Here is a 24,211-nt window from a genome sequence, read left to right on the forward strand (position 1 = left end):
GTTTTGACTAATATCCACGATATTGAATCGTCCGCGCCTGCCGTGCAGGCCGCGCGTGCCGACGATACGCCGGAGCAGGATGCTCCGGCCGCGGGTGGTGACGAGCGTCCCCGCCGCGGCCTGCGGCGCGGCCCGCGCAGCCTGATCGCGCGCCGCCGCGCGGCGGCCAAGTCGAAGGGCGATGGCGAGTCGCAGGGCGGCGAAGGCGCGGACGCGCAGCCGGCCGCGGAAGCCCAGCCCGCGCGCGCGCCGCGCAAGGAAGGCACGGCCAAGGGCGGCCGCAAGCCGGCCGGCAAGCGTGAAGGTACGGCCAAGGGTGCCCAGGGCGGGCAAGGCGGCCAGGGGCGGCGCGGTGCTTCGGCGAAGGCCGAGGGCGGCGCGGCGAAGGCCGACGGCGACACGGCGTCGCAGGACGACCTGTTCGCCTACGTGACGTCGCCGGCGTTCGATGCGGACAATTCGACGGGCGGCAGCGGCGTGCGTGCGCCGATGCTGCGTCGCGGCCGCAACCAGCCGGCGAACAAGCGCGTGCTGTCGCCGGACGACGACGCGCCGAAGCTCCACAAGGTCCTCGCGGAAGCCGGCATGGGTTCGCGCCGCGAAATGGAAGAGCTCATCGTTGCCGGCCGCGTGTCGGTGAACGGCGAGCCTGCCCATATCGGCCAGCGCATCATGCCGACCGACCAGGTCCGCATCAACGGCAAGCCGGTCAAGCGGAAGCTCCCGAACAAGCCGCCGCGCGTGCTGCTGTATCACAAGCCGACGGGCGAGATCGTGAGCCACGCGGATCCGGAAGGTCGTCCGTCGGTGTTTGATCGCCTGCCTCCGATGAAGACGGCGAAATGGCTCGCGGTGGGTCGTCTCGACTTCAACACCGAAGGTCTGCTGATGCTGACGACGTCGGGCGATCTCGCAAACCGCTTCATGCATCCGCGCTACAGCGTCGAGCGCGAGTACGCGGTGCGCGTCGTCGGCGAACTGTCCGAAGGGATGCGGCAGAAGCTGCTGCACGGTGTCGAACTCGATGACGGCCCGGCGAACTTCCTGCGTATCCGCGACGGCGGCGGCGAAGGCACGAACCATTGGTATCACGTCGCGCTGGCCGAAGGCCGCAACCGCGAAGTGCGGCGGATGTTCGAGGCGGCCGGTTTGATGGTGAGCCGCCTGATCCGTACGCGTCACGGTCCGATTCCGCTGCCGCGCGGCCTGAAGCGCGGTCGCTGGGAGGAGCTCGACGAGGCACAGGTGCGCAAGCTGATGGCGACCGTCGGCCTGAAGGCGCCGTCCGAGGAAAAGGGCCGACGCGGCACTGGTGGGCAGGCCGAGCGTCGCCAGCCGGATCCGATGCAGACGTCGATGGGCTTCATCAGCCGCGAGCCGGTGCTGACCACGCATGGTCAGCTCGATCAGCCGCGGCGCGGTGGCGGCCGGCGTGGCGCCCCGGGCTTGCCTGGCCTGAGCGGCTACGGCAGCCTGCCGGTTGCGGGCTACGGCAACCGCTCGGGTGGCGGTCGCGATGTCGATGGCAATCGCGCGTCGTATGGCGCGGGCCCCAAGCGTGACGGCGCGGGTGGCAAGCGCGGCGGCGGCAAGGGCGGTAACCGCAATCCCAATGGCAATCGCGCCGAGGGCGCCGGCAACGGCGGTGGTGGCGCGCGAGGCGGCCAACGCCCGCAGCGCAATCGCTCCCGCGGACGCTGACCATTTCGGGCGCGCAGCGGCGTGAAGCCGCCGGTGTGCCGGCAATACCGGCGCGTGTCCGGTTGAGTCGGCACCTCGCGTTGCGCGGTTTGCTTTTGACTGTATATATCGCGCTGCCGGATTGTGCCGTCTGATCGGACAGTCCGGTTTCGCATTTTTGGTCGGTAAAGGCGGGCTGGACGCTGCTTTTACCGGCTGGCTTGGCGTTTGCGCCAAAAATCGCTATAATCGCGGAGTCGCTGGGCGTACGGATTCAATGTGCGGCTCAGGTGCGACCACCAGTAAGAAGATGGGCGTTCCGCCCATTTTTTTTTGCTGAAACGGTTAGGCATCTCGGGTAGCGCTTCCTGCGCCGGCTAAGGCGCGCGCCCGCGGGTGAATCGCGAGCGGCGGGCGCGAACACCTGAGAGGACACTGTGCAACTGACGGAACTGATAGAAACCACGGTCACCGGGCTCGGCTACGAGCTGGTGGATCTCGAGCGCTCCGGGCGCGGCATGCTTTGCATCTATATCGATCAGCCTGCCGGCATCTCGCTCGAAGATTGCGAAAAGGTCACGCGTCAGCTCCAGCACGTCTTGACGGTCGAAAACATCGATTACGAACGGCTCGAAGTCTCGTCCCCGGGGCTCGACCGCCCGTTGAAGAAGCTGGCCGACTTCGAGCGCTTCGCCGGCAGCGAAGTTTCCGTGACCTTGAAAAAGCCGCTGGACGGGCGCAAGACGTACCGCGGCATTCTGCACGCGCCGAATGGCGAAACGATCGGTTTGGAATTTGAGAGGAAGAAGGGCGAGGCCGCCATGCTGGATTTCACGCTGGCCGATATCGACAAAGCCCGCCTGATTCCGCAAGTTGACTTTAGGAGCCGCAAATAATGAGTCGCGAAGTGTTGATGCTGGTGGATGCGCTGGCGCGCGAGAAAAACGTCGACAAGGATGTGGTGCTGGGCGCCCTCGAGGCTGCGCTCGCGTCCGCTTCCAAGAAGCTGTTCGACGAAGGCGCCGAAATCCGCGTCCATATCGATCGCGAAAGCGGCGAGCACGAAACCTTCCGTCGCTGGCTCGTCGTGCCCGACGAGGCAGGCTTGCAGGAGCCGGATCGCGAGATCCTGCTGTTCGAGGCGCGTGAGCAGAAGCCCGACGTCGAAGTCGGCGAATTCATCGAGGAGCCGGTGCCGTCGATCGAGTTCGGCCGTATCGGCGCGCAGGCCGCCAAGCAGGTGATCCTGCAGAAGGTGCGCGATGCCGAGCGCGAGCAGATCCTGAACGACTACCTCGAGCGCGGCGAAAAGATCATGACGGGCACGGTGAAGCGCCTCGACAAGGGCAACTTCATCGTCGAATCGGGCCGTGTCGAAGCGCTGCTGCGCCGCGACCAGCTGATTCCGAAGGAAAACCTGCGCGTGGGTGACCGCGTGCGTGCATACATCGCGAAGGTCGACCGCACCGCGCGCGGCCCGCAGATCGAACTCTCGCGCACGGCGCCCGAGTTCCTGATGAAGCTGTTCGAGATGGAAGTGCCGGAAATCGAGCAGGGCCTGCTCGAAATCAAGGCAGCCGCTCGCGATCCGGGCGTGCGCGCGAAGATCGGCGTGATCGCCTACGACAAGCGGATCGATCCGATCGGCACCTGCGTCGGCATTCGCGGTTCGCGCGTGCAGGCCGTGCGCAACGAGCTCGGTGGCGAAAACATCGACATCGTGCTATGGTCCGAGGATCCCGCCCAGTTCGTGATCGGCGCGCTCGCGCCGGCAGCCGTCCAGTCGATCGTCGTCGATGAAGAAAAGCATTCGATGGACGTCGTCGTCGACGAAAACGAGCTGGCTGTCGCGATCGGCCGCAGCGGTCAGAACGTTCGCCTTGCCAGCGAGCTGACCGGCTGGCAGATCAACATCATGACGCCGGACGAATCCGCCCTGAAGCAGGGTGAGGAGCGCGATCGGCTGCGTTCGCTGTTCATGGCGCGTCTCGACGTCGACGAAGAAGTTGCCGACATCCTGATCGACGAAGGCTTCACGAGCCTGGAAGAGATCGCGTACGTGCCGCTCAACGAAATGCTCGAAATCGAGGCGTTCGACGAGGACACCGTGCACGAGCTGCGCAACCGCGCACGCGACGCACTGTTGACGATGGCGATCGCGAACGAAGAAAAGGTCGAAAACGCAGCGCTGGATTTGAAGGGCCTCGACGGCATCACGCCGGAGTTGCTCGCGAAGCTGGCCGAACACGGCGTGCAGACGCGAGACGATCTCGCCGAGCTGGCCGTGGATGAACTGGTCGACATGACCGGGATGGAAGAGGATGCCGCTAAGGCGTTGATCATGAAAGCACGTGAACACTGGTTCCAGTGAGAAATGACCATGGCGCACTGATTTGATGGCGGCCGTATGGCCTGACCCGATGCTAACCGCAAGGAATCGGTCCTTGCACTAAGAGGAATGAATGGCGAGTAACAACGTAGCCCAATTTGCCGCGGAACTGAAAATGCCTGCTGGTGTGCTGCTCGAACAGCTGCAGGCAGCGGGTGTCCAGAAAGCGAGTGAAGACGATGCGCTGTCCGAGGCGGACAAGGCGCGTCTGCTCGATCATTTGCGCAAGTCGCACGGCGCAACCGACGGCGACAAGCGCAAGATCACGCTGACCCGCAAGCATACGTCGGAGATCAAGCAGTCTGACGCGACGGGCAAGGCTCGCACCATTCAGGTCGAGGTCCGCAAGAAGCGTACGTTCGTCAAGCGCGACGACGTGGCCGAGGGTGCGGAACAGGGTCAGGCGCAGGTCGCCGAAGCGGATGACGATGCGGATCTGAAGCGTCGCGAGGAAGAAGCGCGCCGCGAGGCCGAGCTGCTCGAAAAGCAGGCGCAGGAACTGCGCGAGCGCCAGGAGCGCCTCGAGCGCGAGGAAGCCGAGCGCCGTGCCCGCGAGGAAGCGGCCGAAGCCGAGCGTCGCCGTGCGGAGGAAGAAGCAGCGGCGAAACGCGCCGCGGCCGAAGCCGCAGCGGCAAAGCAGGCTGCAGCTCAGCAGGCCGCCGAGGCCCAGCAGGAAGCAGCCGGTGCGCAGTCCGCGCAGGACGAAGCACGCGCGGCCGCCGAGCGCGCGGCTCAGCGCGAAGCGGCGAAGAAGGCCGAGGACGCTGCCCGCGAGGCGGCCGACAAGGCCCGCGCCGAGCAGGAAGAGATCAGCAAGCGTCGCGCGGCGGCCGAGGCCGAAGCACGCGCGATCCGCGAAATGATGAACACGCCGCGCAAGGCCGTGGTCAAGGCAGTCGAGCCGCCGAAGCCGGTGGAACCGCCGAAGCCGGCCGAAGCGAAGGGCACGCTGCACAAGCCGGCCAAGCCGGCGGGTGCGGCCACGCAGGCACGTCCGGCCGTGAAGAAGCCGGCCGGCGCAGCGCCGGCGGCGACGCAGGCACCGGCAGGCGCGGGCGACCGCAACAAGAAGCCGGGTGGCGGCAAGGGCGGCTGGCAGGACGATGCGGCCAAGCGCCGTGGCATCAAGACGCGCGGCGATTCGAGCGGCGGCGTCGACCGCGGCTGGCGCGGCGGCCCGAAGGGCCGCGGCCGTCACCAGGACAGCGCATCGACGTTCCAGGCACCGACCGAGCCGATCGTGCGTGAAGTGCACGTGCCGGAAACCATCTCGGTTGCCGATCTCGCGCACAAGATGTCGATCAAGGCCTCCGAAGTCATCAAGGTGATGATGAAGATGGGCCAGATGGTCACGATCAACCAGGTGCTGGACCAGGAAACGGCGATGATCGTCGTCGAGGAACTGGGCCACCGCGCGGTCGCCGCGAAGCTGGACGATCCGGAAGCGCTGCTGGTCGAAGGCGAGACCGGCACCGATGCCGAGCAACTGCCGCGTCCGCCGGTCGTCACCGTGATGGGTCACGTCGACCACGGCAAGACCTCGCTGCTCGACCACATCCGCCGCGCGAAGGTTGCAGCGGGCGAAGCGGGCGGCATTACGCAGCACATCGGCGCATACCACGTCGAAACGCCGCGCGGCGTCATCACGTTCCTCGATACGCCGGGTCACGAGGCGTTCACGGCAATGCGTGCACGCGGCGCGAAGGCGACCGACATCGTGGTGCTGGTCGTGGCGGCCGACGACGGCGTGATGCCGCAGACGAAGGAAGCCATCGCTCACGCGAAGGCTGGTGGCGTGCCGATCGTCGTGGCGATCAACAAGATCGACAAGCCGGAAGCGAACCCGGACCGCGTCAAGCAGGAACTGGTCGCGGAAGGCGTCGTGCCGGAAGAATACGGCGGCGATTCGCCGTTCGTGCCGGTGTCGGCGAAGACGGGTGCCGGTATCGACGACCTGCTCGAGAACGTGCTGCTGCAGGCCGAAGTGCTGGAACTGAAGGCACCGGTCGAGGCGCCAGCCAAGGGCATCGTGATCGAAGCGAAGCTGGACAAGGGCAAGGGCCCGGTCGCGACGATCCTGGTGCAGTCCGGTACGCTCAATCGCGGCGACATCGTGCTGGCAGGCACGGCCTATGGCCGCGTGCGCGCGATGCTCGACGAGAACGGCAAGCCGACGAAGGAAGCCGGCCCGTCGATCCCGGTCGAAATCCAGGGTCTGTCGGAAGTGCCGGGCGCGGGCGAGGAAGTGATCGTGCTGCCGGACGAGCGCAAGGCGCGCGAAATCGCGCTGTTCCGCCAGGGCAAGTTCCGCGACGTCAAGCTGGCGAAGCAGCAGGCCGCGAAGCTGGAAAGCATGCTCGAGCAGATGGGCGAAGGCGAAGTGCAGAACCTGCCGCTCATCATCAAGGCGGACGTGCAGGGCTCGCAGGAAGCGCTCGTGCAGTCGCTGCTCAAGCTGTCGACCGACGAAGTGCGCGTGCAGATCGTGCACAGCGCGGTGGGCGGCATCAGCGAGAACGACGTCAACCTCGCGACGGCATCGAAGGCGGTCATCATCGGCTTCAACACGCGCGCGGATGCACAGGCTCGCAAGCTGGCCGAAGCGAACGGTATCGACATTCGCTACTACAACATCATCTACGACGCAGTGGATGAGGTGAAGGCCGCGATGTCGGGCATGCTGGCGCCGGAGAAGCGCGAAGTCGTGACGGGCATGGTCGAGGTGCGCCAGGTGTTCAAGGTGCCGAAGGTCGGTACGGTTGCCGGCTGTATGGTCACCGACGGTATCGTCAAGCGCTCGTCGTCGGTTCGCGTGCTGCGCAACAACGTCGTGATCTTCACGGGCGAACTCGAATCGCTGAAGCGCTTCAAGGACGACGTGAAGGAAGTCAAGCAAGGCTTCGAGTGCGGTATGTCGGTGAAGAACTTCAACGACATCATCGAAGGCGACCAGTTCGAAGTCTTCGAAGTGACCGAAGTCGCACGTACGCTGTAATCGTCGCGTATCGGCTCTTGGGCGGGGCAGGCTTGGGCCTGTCCCGCCCATTTTCATGGTGGCGTGCTCGACGCGCGCCGCTTTATCCTGATAAACGGATCACGGATCGATCATGTCCAGGAAACGTACTTCCCCCAATCGCAACGTTCAGATCGCCGATCAGATTCAGCGCGACCTGTCCGAACTCATCATGCGCGAGGTCAAGGATCCGCGCATCGGCATCGTGACCATCCAGAGCGTGGAACTCACGCCGGATTACGCGCACGCGAAGGTCTATTTCACGGCGCTCACCGGCGATCCTGCCAAGACGCAGGAAGCGTTGAATCATGCGTCGGGTCACCTGCACAACCTGCTGTTCAAGCGCCTGCATATCCATACGGTGCCGACGCTGCATTTCCATTACGATCAGACGATCGAGAAGGCGGTGGAAATGTCGCGCCTGATCAAGGAAGCCAACTCGACGCGCGCGAAGGACGACGACGAAGCCGACGCCCCCGCGAAGGACGAGTGAGCGCGCGTACGCCATGACCAATGCAGCTCCCCAGCGTCCACGTGTGCCGCGGCGCACGCTGGACGGTGTCCTCCTGCTCGACAAGCCGGTCGGCCTGTCGAGCAACGACGCCCTGATCCGCGCGAAGCGCTTGCTCCTCGCGAAGAAAGCCGGCCATACCGGCACGCTCGACCCGCTGGCCTCGGGCCTGTTGCCGCTGTGCTTCGGCGAGGCGACGAAGTTCTCGCAGGACTTGCTGGAAGCGGACAAGACCTACGAAGCGACGATGCGTCTGGGCGTGCGCACGACCACCGGCGATGCTGAAGGCGACGTGCTCGACACGCGTGCCGTCGAATGCGACCGGACGGCGGTGGAGGCGGCACTCGCGCGCTTTACCGGCGAGATCGTGCAGGTGCCGCCGATGTATTCGGCGCTCAAGCGCGATGGCAAGCCGCTGTACGAATATGCGCGCGCAGGCCAGACCCTCGAACGGGAAGGCCGCAACGTGACGATCCATGCGCTCGACCTGCTCGCCTGCGAATTGCCCGACGTGACGTTTCGCGTGACCTGCAGCAAGGGCACGTATGTGCGCACGCTGGCGGAGGATATCGGCGAGGCGCTCGGCTGCGGTGCGCATCTGACGATGCTGCGCCGCACGGGCGTCGGCGCGCTGACGCTCGAGCATGCGGTGACGCTCGACGCATTGTCCGACGCCGCCGAAGCGGCGCGCGACGCATGGCTTCAGCCGGTCGACGCGCTGCTGTCGACGTTTGCGCCGGTGCATCTCGACGCAGCCTGCGCGAAGCGGTTCCTGCACGGCCAGCGCCTGCCGCTGTCCGAGCTCGATCCGATCGACGCGGCCGAGGGCGAGCGCGTGCGCGTGTACGCCGCGGCACGGCTGCTCGGCGTGGCGCGCAAGGCCAATGGCGTGCTCGCGCCCGAACGCCTCGTCGTGACGGCAGCATGATGCGCGGCGCGCGAGCGCCGTCCTCGGAATGAAAAAAACCGGTCGATCTCGACCGGTTTTTTTATTGGCGTGCTGGTTTCAGCGCGATGCTCAGTGCGCAGCCGACGCCGCCGCACCCGCATCGCCGCCGCCCGCGCGTTCGGGCTTCGTGATCCAGATCAGTCCGATCAGCAGCACGAAGATTGCCGCCGAGATGTAGAACAGATCGTTCACGCCGAGTTGCGCGGCCTGCTGCGTGGCCATGTTGTTGATGAGCCCGTGCGCCTGATCCTGTGTCAGCCCGAGGTTACCCATCTGCGTGACGGCCTGGTTGAAGGTCGGGTTGTACGGGTTGGTCTGCTCGACCAGCTGCGCGTGGTGGAAGTTGTTCCGGTGGTCCCACGCGGTCTGGAAGATCGACGTGCCGATGCCGCCGCACATGATCCGCACGAAGTTCGACAGGCCCGATGCCGCGGGAATGCGGTGGCCGGGCAGGCCGGACAGCGTGATCGACACGAGCGGGATGAAGAAGCCGGCCATCGCGATGCCTTGCACGAGCGTCGGCAGCGTCAGCGACCACTCGTCGACGCCGGTCGTGTAGCGCGAGCGCATCCAGAAACACAATGCAAAGGTCAGGAATGCGGCGGTCGCGATGTAGCGCGGGTCGGTGCGCGGCAGGAACTTGCCGGTCAGCGGCGACAGCAGGATCGCGAACAGCCCGACCGGCGCCATCACGAGGCCGGCATCGGTCGCGGTGTACCCGATCTGGGTCTGCAGCCACAGCGGCAGCAGCACGAGATTGCCGAAATAGAGCCCGTAGCCGACCGCGAGCGCGATCGTGCCACCCGTGAAGTTGCGCATCCGGAACAGCGACAGGTCGACGACCGGATGTTCCGCCGTCAGCTCCCAGATCACGAAGAACGCGAACGAGATGACTGCGATCAGCGCGAGCACGATGATGGTCGTCGACGCGAACCAGTCGAGATCCTTGCCCTTGTCGAGCATGATCTGCAGCGAGCCGACCCACAGCACGAGCAGCGCGAGACCGACGCCGTCGATCGGCGCGCGACGCACCGTCGATTCGCGCGTGCGATAGATCGACCACGTGGCCAGCGCGGCGGCGATGCCGACGGGGATGTTCACGTAGAAGATCCACGGCCACGAATAGTTGTCCGAAATCCAGCCGCCGAGGATCGGGCCCGCGACCGGTGCGATCAGCGTCGTCATCGACCACAGCGCGAGCGCCATCGGCGCTTTCGCGCGCGGGTAGCTCGACAGCAGCAGCGATTGCGAAAGCGGAATCATCGGCCCGGCGACCGCGCCCTGGAGCACGCGCGACGCGAGCAGGAACGGCAGGCTCGGCGCCAGCCCGCACATCCACGACGAGATCACGAACAGGATGATCGACGCAAGAAACAGACGAACCTGTCCGAAGCGATCGGTCAGCCAGCCCGTCAGCGGCACCGAGATCGCGTTCGCAACGGCGAACGACGTGATGACCCACGTACCCTGGTCGGACGATACGCCGAGATCGCCCGAGATGGTCGGGATCGCGACGTTCGCAATCGACGTGTCGAGCACGTTCATGAACACCGCGAGCGATACCGCGATCGTCCCGAGCACGAGTTGCCCGCCTTGCAGCGGCGGGTGGGAGACAGGAGCCTGTGCCATGTCGATAGTTTTCCGGAGTCGGATCCGTTACATCATCTTCGCGACGCTCGCCGACTTCGCGGCGGCCGGCGCCGGCGCGTTGCCGCCGGCATTCTCGGCGATGATGCGCGCGATCTCGGCGTCGGCTTCGTCGCCGTATTTCGCGAACACGTTCGTCTCGTAGACCGTGTTCTGTGCATTGGCAAGCTGGTCGCCGCGCTCGTCCTTGATGTCGACGTCGACCTGCATCGACAGGCCGATGCGCAGCGGATGCTTCTCGAGATCCTTCGGATCGATCTCGATACGCACCGGCAGGCGCTGCACGACCTTGATCCAGTTGCCCGTCGCATTCTGCGCCGGCAGCAGCGAGAACGCCGAGCCCGTGCCGGCCGAGAAGCCGACCACCTTGCCGTGGTAGACCGCCGACGAACCGTAGATATCGGCCGTCAGCTCGACCGGCTGGCCGATGCGCATGTGCTTGAGCTGGACTTCCTTGAAGTTCGCATCGACCCACACTGCATTCAGCGGCACGACGGACATCAGCGGGTTGCCCGGCGACACGCGCTGGCCGACCTGCACCGAGCGCTTCGCGACATAGCCGGTGACCGGCGCGGGCAGTACGTTACGCGCGTTCGCGAGGTATGCGTCGCGAACCTTCGCAGCCGCGGCCATCACGTTCGGATGCGACGCGATGGTCGTGTTCGCGGTCAGTGCGCGGTTCGATGCGAGCTGCTGTTGCGCCGCGTCGACCGACGCCTGCGCGGCGCGCACGGCGTCGCGTGCGTGGGAGATTTCTTCCTGCGACACGGCGCCCGTCTGCGCGACGGCCATCCGGCGGCGCAGGTCGTCCTGTGCCTTCGACAGGTCGGACTGGCGCAGCGCGACTTGCGCGCGGTACTGGTCGTCGTTGACGAACAGGCCGCGCACCTGGCGTACCGTCTGCGCGAGGTTGGCCTCGGCCTGCTGCAGCGCGACCTGCGAGTCGGCCGGGTCGAGCACGACGAGCGGATCGCCGGCCTTGACCGTCTGCGTATCGTCGGCCTTCACGGCGATCACGGTGCCCGTGACCTGCGGCGTGATCTGCACGACGTTGCCGTTCACGTACGCGTCGTCGGTCTCTTCATGGAAGCGCGCGACCAGGAAGTAGTACAGGCCGTACGCAATGGCCGCGATCGCGATGACCGCGATCAGCAGCGTCATCATCCGTTTGCGCTTTCCGTTGTTCTGCGGCTGGGCGCTGGCGGCGTTTTGTTGAGGGTCGCTCATGGCGATTTTCTCCGTCCGTTATTTCGAGTGTCTGCGTAGTGGTGGCGCCGGATCAGTTGGCGGCCTGTTTCGTCTGCTTGTCGGCGTCGGGCGCGGCGAGCCGCGTGCCGGTCGCATCGAACCCGCCGCCGAGCGCCTTGATCAGCGCGAGCTGCATGTCGCGCCGGCGCATCTTCAGGTTCGTCACCGTCTGCTCCGACGCGAGGCGGTTGCTGTCGGCGGTCAGCACCTGGAGCTGCGGCGACAGGCCGGCCTTGTAGCGGATCACGGCGAGGTCGTACGCACGCGTCGACGCGTCGAGCGCGCGCTGCGCGTCGTCCATCTGGCGGTCGACCGCGCGGATCGATGCGACCTGTGTCGCGACGTCGTTGAGCGCGCTGATCAGCGTCTGGTTGTAGTTCGCGACCGACAGGTCGAAGTCCGCGTAGCGGCCCTTGAGCTGCGCACGCAACGCACCCGCATCGAAGATCGGCAGGTGGATGGCCGGCCCGAACTGCGCCTGGCGGCTCGCGAAATTCAGGAATTTGCCCCAGCCGAACGCATCGAAGCCGAAGCCGGCCGCGAGGTTCACGTCGGGAAAGAATTCCGCCTTCGCTTCCTTCACGTCGTGCATGGCGGCCTCGACCTGCCAGCGCGCGGCGACGATGTCGGGGCGGCGCGACACGAGGTCGGCCGGCAGATTGCCCGGCAGCGCGACTTCGCCGGTCGGGTTCATCACGGGTGCGGCGATTTGCAGACCGCGATCCGGCCCCTTGCCGAGCAGCGCGGCGAGCTGGTAGCGCACGGTCGTGATCTGGCCGTCGAGGTCGGACAGCGACGCCTGGGTCGTCGCGATGTTGCCGCGCGCGGTCTGGCGTTCCACGTTGGTGTCGAGGCCGGCCGACACGCGGCCGTCGGTGATCTTGCCGACCGTCTGGCGGTTGGTGATCTCGCGTTGCGCGATGTCGCGCAGCGCATACAGTTGCGCAAGCGAGTTGTAGGTGCGGGCCACCGACGACGCAAGCGTGATGCGCGCCTGCTGCATGTCGGCTTCGGCGGCCTTTTCCTGCGACACGGCCGTATGCAGGCGCTCGCGGTTCTTGCCCCACAGATCCAGATCCCACGATGCGCTCGCGAGCGCGTTGTTCTCGCTGTACCACTGGCCGCCGTACGGGGGCGGGAACAGTGCGTTCGACGAATACAGCTCGCGCGTCCACGAGTAGCTGGCTTCGGCCTTCGGCATCAGGTTCGAGCGCGACGATTCGATGTACGACGACGCCTTGGCGATGCGCGCCTGTGCCTGCGCGATCGACGGGTTGCCCTGGAGCGCCTCGTCGATCAGCTTCGGCAGTTGCGGATCGCCGAACTGGTTTGCCCAGTCGAGTGTCGGCCACTGGCCGCCCTGGGCGGGCAGGCTCTGGGCGGTTTCGAATTGCGACGCGGGTGCGATCTGCTTGTCGCTCTTGATGCCGATGTAGTTTGCGCAGCCCGCCAGCGCCAGCGCGGCGACCGCGGCGGCGATGGCGGCGCGGCACGACCCGGCGCGCACGGACAACGGGGAGGATTTCATCGCGCTGTTCCCTGACTCGGAATGAATGATGGACACTGCAAGGATTTCCTTACATTAATCTGTCAAAAGTAATTGTTATGGCAACTATTGCGTGACGCTACTGCCGGCGGTCTCGCAATAGTTGCTGAGAATGCGCCGCAGCATGCTCTTCAGAAAACCGACTTCTTCCGGCGTGAAACCGTCCAGCAGTTCGTCGAGCACGCTGCGGAATACCGGCGGCAGCCGCTCCGCCAGCGCGCGACCTTCGTCGGTCAGCTCGAGACGCACGACCCGCCGATCCTCGATGCTGCGCACCCGGGACAGCAACCCGCGCTTTTCGACGCGATCGAGCAGGCGCGTGACCGCGCTCGCGTCGATCCCGTATTCGCGCGCGAGCTCGGCGGCTGTCGAGCATTTGCCGACGGCGATCATGAACAGCATGCTCGCCTGCGTGCCCGTGATGCCGAGCTCTTCCTGCGTGCGCTGCGTGACGAGGTTGGTCATCACCGATTTCACGCGCGACATCAGATAACCGACGCTGTCGTTCATCTGATACGTGGACAGCGGCGAGACGGACGGTTGGGAAGGAGAATCCGACATAAAACCCTGAAGCTGCAATAGTTGACTAGGCAGCAGTATAGGCACAATTGCTTGCCGCGGCAAATGTTAATCGAACGGGCGAGGGCGCGCTCCCCGGTCCGAAATCTCCTTGTCGGCGTCAGGGTCTTCTGGTCGCCATCGGCGGTGCCGGCCGAGGTGCGCAGCGAGGGCAGGGAGGTGCGGTTTGCTGCATTGCAAAGGCGAGTCCGGCTTTCGACATCCTCACGTGCTATAATTTGAGGCTTTCCAAGCTGCAACGCGCGCGCACGTGTCCCGGTGACTGACGAGCGTGCGCGTTTGCGCGTTCAACGATTTCCAGGTTTCTATGACCCGCGCCCTTCGCAACATCGCCATCATCGCTCACGTCGACCACGGCAAGACCACGCTCGTCGACCAACTGCTCCGCCAGTCCGGCACCTTCCGCGAGAACCAGCAGATTGCCGAGCGGGTGATGGACTCGAACGACATCGAAAAGGAGCGCGGGATCACGATTCTCGCGAAGAACTGCGCGGTCGAATATGAAGGCACGCACATCAACATCGTCGACACGCCGGGGCACGCGGACTTCGGTGGCGAGGTGGAGCGCGTGCTGTCGATGGTCGACTCGGTGCTGCTGCTCGTCGACGCCGTCGAGGGTCCGATGCCGCAGACGCGCTTCGTCACGAAGAAGGCGCTCGCGCTCGGTCTGAAGCCGATCGTCGTCATCAACAAGGTCGACCGTCCGGGCGCGCGGATCGACTGGGTCATCAACCAGACCTTCGACCTGTTCGACAAGCTCGGCGCGACCGAAGAGCAGCTCGACTTCCCGATCGTCTACGCATCGGGCCTGAACGGCTATGCGTCGCTCGATCCGGCGACCCGCGAAGGCGACATGCGTCCGCTGTTCGAGGCGATCCTCAAGCACGTGCCGGTTCGCCCGGCCGATCCGGAAGCGCCGCTGCAGCTCCAGATCACGTCGCTCGACTATTCGACGTACGTCGGCCGCATCGGCGTCGGCCGCATCACGCGCGGCCGCATCAAGCCGGGTCAGCCCGTCGCGATGCGCTTCGGTCCGGAAGGCGACGTGCTCAACCGCAAGATCAACCAGGTGCTGTCGTTCAAGGGTCTCGAGCGCGTGCAGGTCGAATCGGCCGAAGCCGGCGACATCGTGCTGATCAACGGTATCGAAGACGTCGGCATCGGCGCGACGATCTGCGCGGTCGACACGCCGGAAGCGCTGCCGATGATCACCGTCGACGAGCCGACGCTGACGATGAATTTCCTCGTCAACTCGTCGCCGCTGGCCGGCCGCGAAGGCAAGTTCGTGACGAGCCGCCAGATCCGCGATCGCCTGATGAAGGAACTGAACCACAACGTCGCGCTGCGCGTGAAGGATACGGGCGACGAAACCGTGTTCGAAGTGTCGGGCCGCGGCGAGCTGCACCTGACGATTCTCGTCGAGAACATGCGTCGTGAAGGCTACGAGCTGGCCGTGTCGCGTCCGCGCGTCGTGATGCAGGAAATCGACGGCGTGCGCCACGAGCCGTACGAGCTGCTGACGGTCGACGTCGAGGACGAGCACCAGGGCGGCGTGATGGAAGAGCTCGGTCGCCGCAAGGGCGAAATGCTCGACATGGCATCGGACGGCCGCGGCCGCACGCGTCTGGAGTACAAGATCTCGGCGCGCGGCCTGATCGGCTTCCAGAGCGAATTCCTGACGCTGACGCGCGGCACGGGCCTGATGAGCCACATCTTCGACTCGTACGCACCGGTCAAGGACGGCTCGGTGTTCGAGCGCCGCAACGGCGTGCTGATCTCGCAGGACGACGGCGCGGCAGTGGCGTACGCGCTGTGGAAGCTGCAGGATCGCGGCCGCATGTTCGTGAAGCCGGGCGACGCGCTATATGAGGGCATGATCATCGGCATCCACAGCCGCGACAACGACCTCGTCGTGAACCCGATCAAGGGCAAGCAGCTGACCAACGTGCGTGCGTCGGGCACCGACGAAGCCGTGCGTCTCGTGCCGCCGGTCCAGATGTCGCTCGAATACGCGGTCGAGTTCATCGACGACGACGAACTCGTGGAAGTGACGCCGCAGTCGATCCGTCTGCGCAAGCGCTTCCTGAAGGAACACGAGCGTCGCCGCGCGAGCCGCGAAGGCGCGGTCGACTGAGCATCGGCCGTTCCCGCATGACGAAAAAGGCTGCCTTCGGGCAGCCTTTTTGCATTTGCGCGGTGTGCAATCGGGCGCGCTGTAAAACACTGTTCCCGCAGCGCGCCGCAATCCGGCAAAACCCCCGCCGCGCGGCGCTTTCAGGCGTGCTCGGCGTGAACTTCGGTATCGGTTCTGTGATATGCTGCGCGCACGCAAGTTTTAGGTCCTTCCAAGCAAGACTTGATTCGCAATCCGCTAAACGGTCAGGCCGTGTCGCGGAAGGTTGAGTAACCCGCTATTTCTCGAGAAGCTCGAAGAAAGGTGAGCGTAAAATGTCAGATGTAATGAAGCAGTTTCAGCTGAACTCCTATCTGTTCGGCGGCAATGCTTCGTACGTTGAAGAACTGTACGATGCATACCTCAACAATCCGGCATCGGTGCCGGAGAACTGGCGAGAGTATTTCGACGCGCTGCAGAACGTGCCTGCAACCGACGGCTCGAACGCCAACGACGTCGCTCACTTCCCGATCGTCGAATCGTTTGCCGAGCGCGCGAAGGCCAATGCCTTCATCCCGCGCGAAAGCACGAGCAACCTGGCGACCGCGCGCAAGCAGGTCCATGTCCAGTCCCTCATCAGCGCATATCGCTTCCTCGGCTCGCAATGGGCCAATCTGGATCCGCTGAAGCGTCGCGAACGTCCCGCCATTCCCGAACTCGAACCTGCTTTCTACGACTTCTCCGAAGGCGACCTCGACCAGACCTACAGCGCAAGCAACCTGTATTTCGGTTTCGACCAGGCATCGCTGCGCGACATCGTCAAGGGCTTGCGTGACACGTATTGCGGCACGATCGGCGCCGAATACATGTACATCAGCGATCCGGAGCAAAAGCGCTGGTGGCAGGAGCGCCTGGAATCGATCCGCGCGACGCCGTCCTTCTCGGTCGACAAGAAGAAGCACATCCTGAACCGCCTGACGGCAGCGGAAGGCCTCGAGCGCTATCTGCACACCAAGTACGTCGGCCAGAAGCGCTTCTCGCTCGAAGGCGGCGAAAGCTTCATCGCGGCGATGGACGAAGTCGTCCAGCACGCAGGCAAGCGCGGCGTGCAGGAAATCATCATCGGCATGGCGCACCGCGGCCGTCTGAACGTGCTGGTCAACACGCTCGGCAAGATGCCGGCCGACCTGTTCGCCGAATTCGAAGGCAAGCACGTCGACGACCTGCCGGCCGGTGACGTGAAGTACCACAAGGGCTTCTCGTCGGACGTGTCGACCGAAGGCGGCCCGGTCCACCTGTCGCTCGCGTTCAACCCGTCGCACCTCGAAATCGTGAACCCGGTGGTCGAAGGTTCCGCGAAGGCACGGATGGACCGCCGCGGCGACGAAGACGGCCTGCAGGTGCTGCCGGTGCAGATCCACGGCGACGCGGCCTTTGCCGGCCAGGGCGTCGTGATGGAAACGCTGAACCTCGCACAGACGCGCGGTTACGGCACGCACGGCACGCTGCACATCGTCATCAACAACCAGATCGGCTTCACGACGTCCGACCCGCGCGACGCGCGCTCGACGCTGTACTGTACCGACGTGGTCAAGATGATCGAAGCGCCGGTGCTGCACGTGAACGGCGACGATCCGGAAGCCGTCGTCCTCGCGACCCAGATCGCGATCGACTACCGGATGCAGTTCCACAAGGATGTCGTGATCGACATCGTCTGCTTCCGCAAGCTGGGCCACAACGAGCAGGACACGCCGGCGGTCACGCAGCCGCTGATGTACAAGAAGATCGCGCAGCACCCGGGCACCCGTGCGCTGTACGCGGAGAAGCTCGTGCAGCAGGGCGTGATCACCGCGGAAGACGCCGACAACTACGTGAAGGCGTACCGCAAGGCGATGGACGACGGCCACCACACCGTCGATCCGGTGCTGTCGAACTACAAGAGCAAGTACGCGGTCGACTGGGTTCCGTTCCTGAACCGCAAGTGGACGGACGCGGCAGATACGGCCGTGCCGCTCGCCGAACTGAAGCGCCTCGGCGAACGCATCACGACGGTCCCGGAAAACTTCAAGGTCCACCCGCTCGTCGAGCGCGTGATCAACGACCGCCGCAACATGGCGCGCGGCGACCAGCCGCTCGACTGGGGCATGGGCGAACACCTCGCCTTCGCGTCGCTCGTCGCATCGGGCTACTCGGTGCGCCTGACCGGCCAGGACTCGGGCCGCGGCACGTTCACGCACCGTCATGCGGTGCTGCATGACCAGAACCGCGAGCGCTGGAACGACGGCACGTACGTGCCGCTGCAGAACATCGCCGACGGTCAGGCGAAGTTCACGGTGATCGACTCGGTGCTGTCGGAAGAGGCGGTGCTGGGCTTCGAATACGGTTACTCGACCGCCGAGCCGAACACGCTCGTGCTGTGGGAAGCCCAGTTCGGCGACTTCGTCAACGGCGCGCAGGTCGTGATCGACCAGTTCATCTCGTCGGGCGAAGTGAAGTGGGGCCGCGTGTCGGGTCTCACGATGCTGCTGCCGCACGGCTACGAAGGCCAGGGTCCGGAACACTCGTCGACGCGTATCGAGCGTTTCCTGCAGCTGTGTGCCGATCACAACATGCAGGTCGTTCAGCCGACGACGCCGGCGCAGATCTTCCACCTGCTGCGCCGCCAGATGATCCGCCTGTTCCGCAAGCCGCTGATCGTCGCAACGCCGAAGTCGCTGCTGCGCCACAAGGAAGCGGTGTCGGACCTGTCGGAGCTCGCGAAGGGCTCGTTCCAGCCGGTGCTGGGCGAAACCGACGGCGGCATCGACGCGAAGAAGGTCAAGCGCGTGCTGGTGTGCTCGGGCCGCGTGTATTACGACCTCGTCGCGCATCGCCGCGAAGCGAAGGCGAACGACGTCGCGATCATCCGTATCGAGCAGCTGTATCCGTTCGCGCACAAGCAGTTCGAAGCGGAAATGAAGAAGTACGAGAACGCGACTGAAGTGGTCTGGGTGCAGGACGAGCCGCAGAACCAGGGCCCCTGGTTCTACGTCGAGCACCACCTGAAGGAAGGCATGAAGGAAGGGCAGAAGCTGGCATACAGCGGCCGTCCGGCTTCGGCCTCGCCGGCGGTTGGCTACTACGCGAAGCACTACGAGCAGCAGAAGGCCCTCATCGAAGGTGCATTCGGCCGCCTGAAGAGCGCATCGATCGCGAAATAACCGACGTCAAGCGAAACGGGAAGGCGCAGCGCGCTTTCCCGTGTCTTTTGGCCCGCCGGGCGCGTCGCGCGCCGCATCGGCCGAAGGAATCGCACGAACCTCGTCATTACCCAGATTAAGCATCCAGGAAAATCACATGGCTATCGTAGAAGTCAAAGTCCCCCAGCTTTCGGAGTCGGTTTCGGAAGCCACCATGCTGCAGTGGAAGAAGAAGCCGGGCGAAGCAGTCGCGCAGGACGAAATCCTGATCGAACTCGAGACCGACAAGGTCGTGCTCGAAGTGCCGGCACCGGCCGCGGGCGTGCTCGCGCAAGTGCTGCAGAACGACGGTGACACGGTCGTTGCCGACCAGGTCATCGCGACGATCGACACCGAAGCGAAGGCAGGGGCTGCCGAAGCAGCAGCGGGCGCCGCCGAAGTGAAGCCGGCCGCAGCACCCGCCGCAGCCGCACCGGCCGCACAACCGGCTGCCGCGGTCGCATCGAGCTCGGCCGCCGCATCGCCGGCCGCAGCGAAGCTGCTGGCCGAGAAGGGCCTGTCGGCAGGCGACGTCGCAGGTTCGGGCCGCGACGGCCGTGTCACGAAGGGCGACGCGCTGGCCGCAGGCAGCGCACCGAAGGCCGCTCCGGCCGCCGCACCGGCAAAGACCGCCGCTGCGAAGCCGTCGCTGCCGGAAGTGAAGGTGCCGGCGTCGGCCACGACGTGGCTCAACGATCGTCCGGAACAGCGCGTGCCGATGTCGCGTCTGCGTGCGCGTATCGCCGAGCGTCTGCTCGAGTCGCAGCAGACCAACGCGATCCTGACGACGTTCAACGAAGTCAACATGGCTCCGGTCATGGAGCTGCGCAACAAGTACAAGGACAAGTTCGAGAAGGAACATGGCGTGAAGCTCGGCTTCATGTCGTTCTTCGTGAAGGCGGCCGTGCACGCGCTGAAGAAGTTCCCGCTCGTGAACGCGTCGATCGACGGTAACGATATCGTCTACCACGGCTACTTCGACATCGGTATCGCCGTCGGCTCGCCGCGCGGCCTCGTGGTGCCGATCCTGCGCAATGCCGATCAAATGAGCCTCGCCGACATCGAGAAGAAGATCGCCGAATTCGGCCAGAAGGCGAAGGACGGCAAGCTGTCGATCGAGGAAATGACGGGCGGTACGTTCTCGATCTCGAACGGCGGCGTGTTCGGCTCGATGCTGTCGACGCCGATCATCAACCCGCCGCAGTCGGCCATCCTCGGCGTGCACGCGACGAAGGAGCGCCCGGTCGTCGAAAACGGCCAGATCGTGATCCGTCCGATCAACTACCTGGCACTGTCGTACGACCACCGCATCATCGACGGCCGCGAAGCCGTCCTGTCGCTCGTCGCGATGAAGGATGCGCTGGAAGATCCGGCACGCCTGCTGCTCGACCTGTAAGCCGAGTCTCACTGCATTGACCCGCGCCGCACGGTTGCGCACACGCGCGACCGTGCGGGCGTACAAGTAGAAAGGATTGTCATGTCCAAGGAATTTGACGTCGTCGTGATCGGCGCAGGCCCCGGCGGCTACATCGCCGCGATTCGCGCCGCGCAGCTCGGCAAGACCGTTGCCTGTATCGAAAAGTGGAAGAACCCGGCCGGCGCGCTGAAGCTCGGCGGCACCTGCCTGAACGTCGGCTGCATCCCGTCGAAGGCGCTGCTTGCGTCGTCGGAAGAGTTCGAGAACGCGTCGCATCACCTCGCCGATCACGGCATCACGGTCGACGGCGTGAAGATCGACGTCGCGAAGATGCTCGGCCGCAAGGATGCGATCGTCGAGAAGATGACGAGCGGGATCGAGTTCCTGTTCAAGAAGAACAAGATCACCTGGCTGAAGGGCCACGGCAAGTTCACCGGCAAGACCGACGCCGGCGTGCAGATCGAAGTGAGCGGCGAGGGTGAGACGGAAGTCGTCACCGCGAAGAACGTGATCATCGCGACGGGCTCGAAGGCGCGTCACCTGCCGGGCATCCCGGTCGACAACAGGATCGTGTCGGACAACGAAGGCGCGCTGACGTTCGACTCGGTGCCGAAGAAGCTCGCCGTGATCGGCGCAGGCGTGATCGGCCTCGAGCTCGGCTCGGTGTGGCGTCGCCTGGGCGCCGAAGTGACGGTGCTCGAAGCGCTGCCGGCATTCCTCGGCGCAGCCGACGAAGCGCTCGCGAAGGAAGCGGCCAAGCTGTTCAAGAAGCAGGGCCTCGACATCCATCTCGGCGTGAAGATCGGCGACGTGAAGACGACCGCGAACGGCGTGTCGATCGCCTACACGGACAAGGACGGCAACGCGCAGACGCTCGACGCCGACCGCCTGATCGTGTCGGTCGGCCGCGTGCCGAACACCGACAACCTCGGCCTCGAGGCGATCGGCCTGAAGGCGAACGAGCGCGGCTTCATCGACGTGGACGACCACTGCCGTACCGCGGTGCCGAACGTCTATGCGATCGGCGACGTGGTGCGCGGCCCGATGCTCGCGCACAAGGCGGAAGACGAAGGCGTGCTGGTCGCGGAAGTGATCGACGGCCAGAAGCCGCATATCGACTACAACTGCATTCCGTGGGTGATCTACACGTACCCGGAAATCGCATGGGTCGGCAAGACGGAGCAGCAGCTGAAGGCGGAAGGCCGCGAGATCAAGTCGGGCAAGTTCCCGTTCTCGATCAACGGCCGCGCGCTCGGCATGAACGCGCCGGACGGCTTCGTGAAGATGATCGCGGACGCGAAGACCGACGAACTGCTCGGCGTGCACGTGATCGCCGCGAACGCGTCGGATCTGATCGCGGAAGCCGTGGTGGCGATGGAGTTCAAGGCGGCGTCGGAAGACATCGCCCGCATCTGCCATCCGCACCCGTCGATGTCGGAAGTGATGCGCGAAGCGGCGCTCGCCGTCGACAAGCGCTCGCTGAACAGCTGAGCACGGTGTAGCGCCTGCCGGCCACCGGCCGGCGCAGCCGTCTCATGACGAAGGCGGGCGGGGTTTCCCCGCTCGCCTTCGTTCTTTCCGGTTTGCCCGATGAACGTCACCGAATACTACACGCGCGAATTGACCACGCGCGGCTATCAGTCCGATCCCGCGCAGCGCGCGGCCGTCGATCGCCTGCAGCGCTGCTTCGACGAGTGGGTCGAATACAAGGCGCGTCGCTCGAACGCGTTCAAGAAGCTCATCAATCATCCGGACCTGCCGCGTGGCGTCTACATGTGGGGCGGCGTCGGTCGCGGCAAGAGCTTCCTGATGGACAGCTTCTACGCGGTGGTGCCGGTGCAGCGCAAGACGCGCCTGCATTTCCACGAATTCATGCGCGAGGTACACCGCGAACTCGAGGAACTGAAGGGGCAGGCCGATCCGCTCGACGAGCTCGCGCGGCGCATCGCGAAGCGCTACCGGTTGATCTGCTTCGACGAATTCCACGTGTCGGACATCGCCGACGCGATGATCCTGTACCGGCTGCTCGATCGCCTGTTCAACAATGGCGTGCAGTTCGTGATGACGTCCAACTACGATCCCGACGACCTGTATCCCGACGGCCTGCATCGCGACCGCATGCTGCCGGCGATCGCGCTGATCAAGCAAAAGCTCGACGTGCTGAACGTCGACGCGGGCGTCGACTATCGCCAGCGCACGCTCGCGCAGGTGCGGATGTACCACACGCCGCTCGGCGCGGACGCCGATCGCGAGCTGCGTCATGCATTCGCGAAGCTCGCCGCGGTGCCGGACGAAAGCCCGATCCTGCATATCGAGAAGCGCGAGCTGAAGGCGCTGCGCAAGGCCGACGGGGTCGTCTGGTTCGATTTCGCGACGCTGTGCGGCGGCCCGCGTTCGCAGAACGACTATCTCGAGCTTGCCAGCCGCTTCCATGCGATCGTGCTGTCGGAAGTGCCGCAGATGTCGCCGCGGATGGCGTCCGAGGCACGGCGCTTCACCTGGCTCATCGACGTGCTGTACGACCACAAGGTCAAGCTGCTGATGTCCGCGGCCGTGCCGGCGGAGCAGCTGTACATCGAAGGACCGATGGCGAACGAATTTGCGCGCACGGTCTCGCGGATCGTCGAGATGCAGTCGAAGGAGTACCTCGAAACGCCGCGCCGTATCGTCGACACGTCGCTGACCTGATCGCGGTTTTCCGGCAAGTGGCGTCCTTCAAACGTCAATTCCGGTCAAATTATCGCGATCTCAGGGTATTTTCGGATTTGTCTTATATTCATGGTTGAGGGCAGCCGATATCGTTGAGTCATGGTTCTTAAGGCTGGAGATGTCCATGACACCGTATCGCGATCTGACCGACCATGAGTGGCGCTGCGTCGTGCCGCTTCTGCCCGAAATGCAGCCGCGCACCGAATTGCGCGGCCGTCCGATGGCCAACACGCGCGCCGTCCTGAACGGCGTACTCTGGGTGATTTACAGCGGCGCGACCTGGTCTGCGATGCCGCGTCGCTACCCTTCGTACCAGACCTGCCATCGCCGCTTCAAGGTCTGGCACGAGACCGGCACGTTGATGGAGGTGATGCGCGAGCTCTACGGCGACGCCGGTGTGAATCTGTGCAACGAATTGTCCACGCGGATGCGAAAGCATGCGCAATCGAAGGCGGCGGAGATGCGAAGTGCCGCAGCGCCCGCGTATCGTCCGCAGGGCGGTCGTGCACCGGAAGCGCTGAAACACGCAGCATGACGTCGATCGATTTCACGCACGCTCGGCTCCAAACAAAATCGGCCTGACGACGCCGTCGCAGGCCGATTTTTCATTGCGTCGCGCGTATCGACGCGCGTTGCGTTATGTTGCGTTATTGCGCGCGAACCCAGGTCTGCGAGCGGCCGAGCAGCGACACGCCGATGTAGCCGCGTACGACGAGCTTCTGGCCGCCGTCTTCCAGCGACATCTTGCACTTGTAGACCTTGCCGTTTTCCGGGTCGAGGATGTTGCCGCCGTCCCAGTGATCGCCGTCCTTCTTCATCGCCTTGATGATCGTCATGCCCTTGATGAGCTGATCCTTGCGCTCGTCCGTGCATGCGGTGCAGCGGCGATCGGGCGTGTCGTTGGCACCGAGGCCCTTGACGACCTTGCCCGACAGCGAGCCATCGCCGTCGTCGGAGATCTGCACGAGCGCCTTCGGCTGATGGGTGTTGTCGTCGATCGTCTGCCACATGCCGACGGGGCTGTCGGCTTGGGCGAATGCCGGGGCGGCGCAAGCGAGCAGTGCGCTTGCGATTGCCAGTGTGCGCAACGGGCGGGTCAGTTGAATCATCGTCTTCCTCCTTGTTTCATGTCGTATTCGATGCGCCCGCACGACCGTCTGCATGGGGCGGTGGCTTGTTGCGAGCTTTGCCA

At 64.9% G+C, this 24,211-nt stretch carries 17 protein-coding genes; 12 read left to right on the top strand and 5 right to left on the bottom strand.

What is annotated here, in order from left to right; translation table 11 throughout:
* The first annotated feature begins 3 nt into the window (after positions 1 to 3).
* From rluB to truB, 6 genes are all read left to right on the top strand, one after another.
* Complete coding sequence (gene rluB, locus HW466_RS08430) at positions 4 to 1,701, top strand: 23S rRNA pseudouridine(2605) synthase RluB (protein WP_174905437.1); 1,698 nt, start codon at positions 4 to 6, stop codon at positions 1,699 to 1,701.
* 416 nt (positions 1,702 to 2,117) lie between these two features.
* A complete protein-coding gene (gene rimP, locus HW466_RS08435) occupies positions 2,118 to 2,576 on the top strand; it encodes a ribosome maturation factor RimP (RefSeq protein WP_059447166.1) in 459 nt (152 codons plus the stop codon).
* Complete coding sequence (nusA, locus tag HW466_RS08440) at positions 2,576 to 4,051, top strand: transcription termination factor NusA (protein ID WP_059447167.1); 1,476 nt, start codon at positions 2,576 to 2,578, stop codon at positions 4,049 to 4,051. Before rimP ends, nusA begins: the two co-directional genes overlap by 1 nt.
* A 91-nt stretch (positions 4,052 to 4,142) precedes the next feature.
* A complete protein-coding gene (infB, locus tag HW466_RS08445; RefSeq protein WP_059447168.1) occupies positions 4,143 to 7,064 on the top strand; it encodes a translation initiation factor IF-2 in 2,922 nt (973 codons plus the stop codon).
* Positions 7,065 to 7,176: 112 nt separating this feature from the next.
* Entirely contained in the window at positions 7,177 to 7,575 is a 399-nt protein-coding gene (gene rbfA / locus HW466_RS08450) for a 30S ribosome-binding factor RbfA (RefSeq protein WP_059447169.1), read from the top strand.
* A gap of 13 nt (positions 7,576 to 7,588) precedes the next feature.
* Entirely contained in the window at positions 7,589 to 8,521 is a 933-nt protein-coding gene (truB, locus tag HW466_RS08455) for a tRNA pseudouridine(55) synthase TruB (RefSeq protein WP_151004648.1), read from the top strand.
* Positions 8,522 to 8,611: 90 nt separating this feature from the next.
* On the opposite strand, the gene HW466_RS08460 is transcribed toward truB, so the two are convergent.
* From HW466_RS08460 to HW466_RS08475, 4 genes are all read right to left on the bottom strand, one after another.
* Complete coding sequence (locus HW466_RS08460; protein WP_059447171.1) at positions 8,612 to 10,171, bottom strand: DHA2 family efflux MFS transporter permease subunit; 1,560 nt, start codon at positions 10,169 to 10,171, stop codon at positions 8,612 to 8,614.
* Between the two features lie 27 nt (positions 10,172 to 10,198).
* Complete coding sequence (locus tag HW466_RS08465) at positions 10,199 to 11,416, bottom strand: HlyD/EmrA/EmrK family protein (RefSeq protein ID WP_059447172.1); 1,218 nt, start codon at positions 11,414 to 11,416, stop codon at positions 10,199 to 10,201.
* 52 nt (positions 11,417 to 11,468) lie between these two features.
* Entirely contained in the window at positions 11,469 to 12,965 is a 1,497-nt protein-coding gene (locus HW466_RS08470) for an efflux transporter outer membrane subunit (protein ID WP_060338810.1), read from the bottom strand.
* An 84-nt stretch (positions 12,966 to 13,049) separates the two neighbouring features.
* Entirely contained in the window at positions 13,050 to 13,544 is a 495-nt protein-coding gene (locus HW466_RS08475; protein WP_060347516.1) for a MarR family winged helix-turn-helix transcriptional regulator, read from the bottom strand.
* Positions 13,545 to 13,869: 325 nt separating this feature from the next.
* Between HW466_RS08475 and typA the strand changes: the two genes are divergently transcribed.
* From typA to HW466_RS08505, 6 genes are all read left to right on the top strand, one after another.
* Entirely contained in the window at positions 13,870 to 15,696 is a 1,827-nt protein-coding gene (gene typA / locus HW466_RS08480) for a translational GTPase TypA (RefSeq protein ID WP_151004646.1), read from the top strand.
* 314 nt (positions 15,697 to 16,010) lie between these two features.
* Positions 16,011 to 18,875: a 2-oxoglutarate dehydrogenase E1 component gene (locus HW466_RS08485; RefSeq protein WP_059447176.1), complete on the top strand. Its 2,865-nt coding sequence runs from the start codon at positions 16,011 to 16,013 to the stop codon at positions 18,873 to 18,875.
* A gap of 136 nt (positions 18,876 to 19,011) precedes the next feature.
* Positions 19,012 to 20,289, top strand: coding sequence for a 2-oxoglutarate dehydrogenase complex dihydrolipoyllysine-residue succinyltransferase (gene odhB / locus HW466_RS08490; protein ID WP_059447177.1), 1,278 nt, complete (start codon positions 19,012 to 19,014; stop codon positions 20,287 to 20,289).
* Between the two features lie 81 nt (positions 20,290 to 20,370).
* Positions 20,371 to 21,801 (top strand): dihydrolipoyl dehydrogenase, encoded by a 1,431-nt coding sequence (lpdA, locus tag HW466_RS08495; protein WP_060271770.1) that lies wholly within the window; start codon positions 20,371 to 20,373, stop codon positions 21,799 to 21,801.
* 99 nt (positions 21,802 to 21,900) lie between these two features.
* Complete coding sequence (gene zapE, locus HW466_RS08500; RefSeq protein ID WP_060347517.1) at positions 21,901 to 22,998, top strand: cell division protein ZapE; 1,098 nt, start codon at positions 21,901 to 21,903, stop codon at positions 22,996 to 22,998.
* Positions 22,999 to 23,143: 145 nt separating this feature from the next.
* Positions 23,144 to 23,554 carry a transposase gene (locus HW466_RS08505; RefSeq protein WP_060347518.1) on the top strand — a complete coding sequence of 137 codons (411 nt, stop codon included), beginning with the start codon at positions 23,144 to 23,146 and terminating at the stop codon, positions 23,552 to 23,554.
* Between the two features lie 112 nt (positions 23,555 to 23,666).
* Here HW466_RS08505 and HW466_RS08510 read toward each other — a convergent pair whose 3' ends face one another.
* A complete protein-coding gene (locus HW466_RS08510) occupies positions 23,667 to 24,128 on the bottom strand; it encodes a DUF2147 domain-containing protein (protein WP_059501835.1) in 462 nt (153 codons plus the stop codon).
* Positions 24,129 to 24,211 lie beyond the last annotated feature (83 nt).

The sequence above is a fragment of the Burkholderia territorii genome, from assembly GCF_902833055.1.
In the GTDB taxonomy this organism is placed as follows: domain Bacteria; phylum Pseudomonadota; class Gammaproteobacteria; order Burkholderiales; family Burkholderiaceae; genus Burkholderia; species Burkholderia territorii.

Coding starts and splice junctions, on each gene's coding strand:
- truB (WP_151004648.1), top strand. CDS start 7,589: ATGACCAATGCAGCTCCCCAGCGTCCACGTGTGCCGCGGCGCACGCTG.
- lpdA (WP_060271770.1), top strand. CDS start 20,371: ATGTCCAAGGAATTTGACGTCGTCGTGATCGGCGCAGGCCCCGGCGGC.
- zapE (WP_060347517.1), top strand. CDS start 21,901: ATGAACGTCACCGAATACTACACGCGCGAATTGACCACGCGCGGCTAT.
- rbfA (WP_059447169.1), top strand. CDS start 7,177: ATGTCCAGGAAACGTACTTCCCCCAATCGCAACGTTCAGATCGCCGAT.
- HW466_RS08510 (WP_059501835.1), bottom strand. CDS start 24,128: ATGATTCAACTGACCCGCCCGTTGCGCACACTGGCAATCGCAAGCGCA.
- HW466_RS08475 (WP_060347516.1), bottom strand. CDS start 13,544: ATGTCGGATTCTCCTTCCCAACCGTCCGTCTCGCCGCTGTCCACGTAT.
- nusA (WP_059447167.1), top strand. CDS start 2,576: ATGAGTCGCGAAGTGTTGATGCTGGTGGATGCGCTGGCGCGCGAGAAA.
- odhB (WP_059447177.1), top strand. CDS start 19,012: ATGGCTATCGTAGAAGTCAAAGTCCCCCAGCTTTCGGAGTCGGTTTCG.
- infB (WP_059447168.1), top strand. CDS start 4,143: ATGGCGAGTAACAACGTAGCCCAATTTGCCGCGGAACTGAAAATGCCT.
- HW466_RS08460 (WP_059447171.1), bottom strand. CDS start 10,171: ATGGCACAGGCTCCTGTCTCCCACCCGCCGCTGCAAGGCGGGCAACTC.
- HW466_RS08485 (WP_059447176.1), top strand. CDS start 16,011: ATGTCAGATGTAATGAAGCAGTTTCAGCTGAACTCCTATCTGTTCGGC.
- HW466_RS08505 (WP_060347518.1), top strand. CDS start 23,144: ATGACACCGTATCGCGATCTGACCGACCATGAGTGGCGCTGCGTCGTG.
- HW466_RS08465 (WP_059447172.1), bottom strand. CDS start 11,416: ATGAGCGACCCTCAACAAAACGCCGCCAGCGCCCAGCCGCAGAACAAC.
- typA (WP_151004646.1), top strand. CDS start 13,870: ATGACCCGCGCCCTTCGCAACATCGCCATCATCGCTCACGTCGACCAC.
- HW466_RS08470 (WP_060338810.1), bottom strand. CDS start 12,965: ATGAAATCCTCCCCGTTGTCCGTGCGCGCCGGGTCGTGCCGCGCCGCC.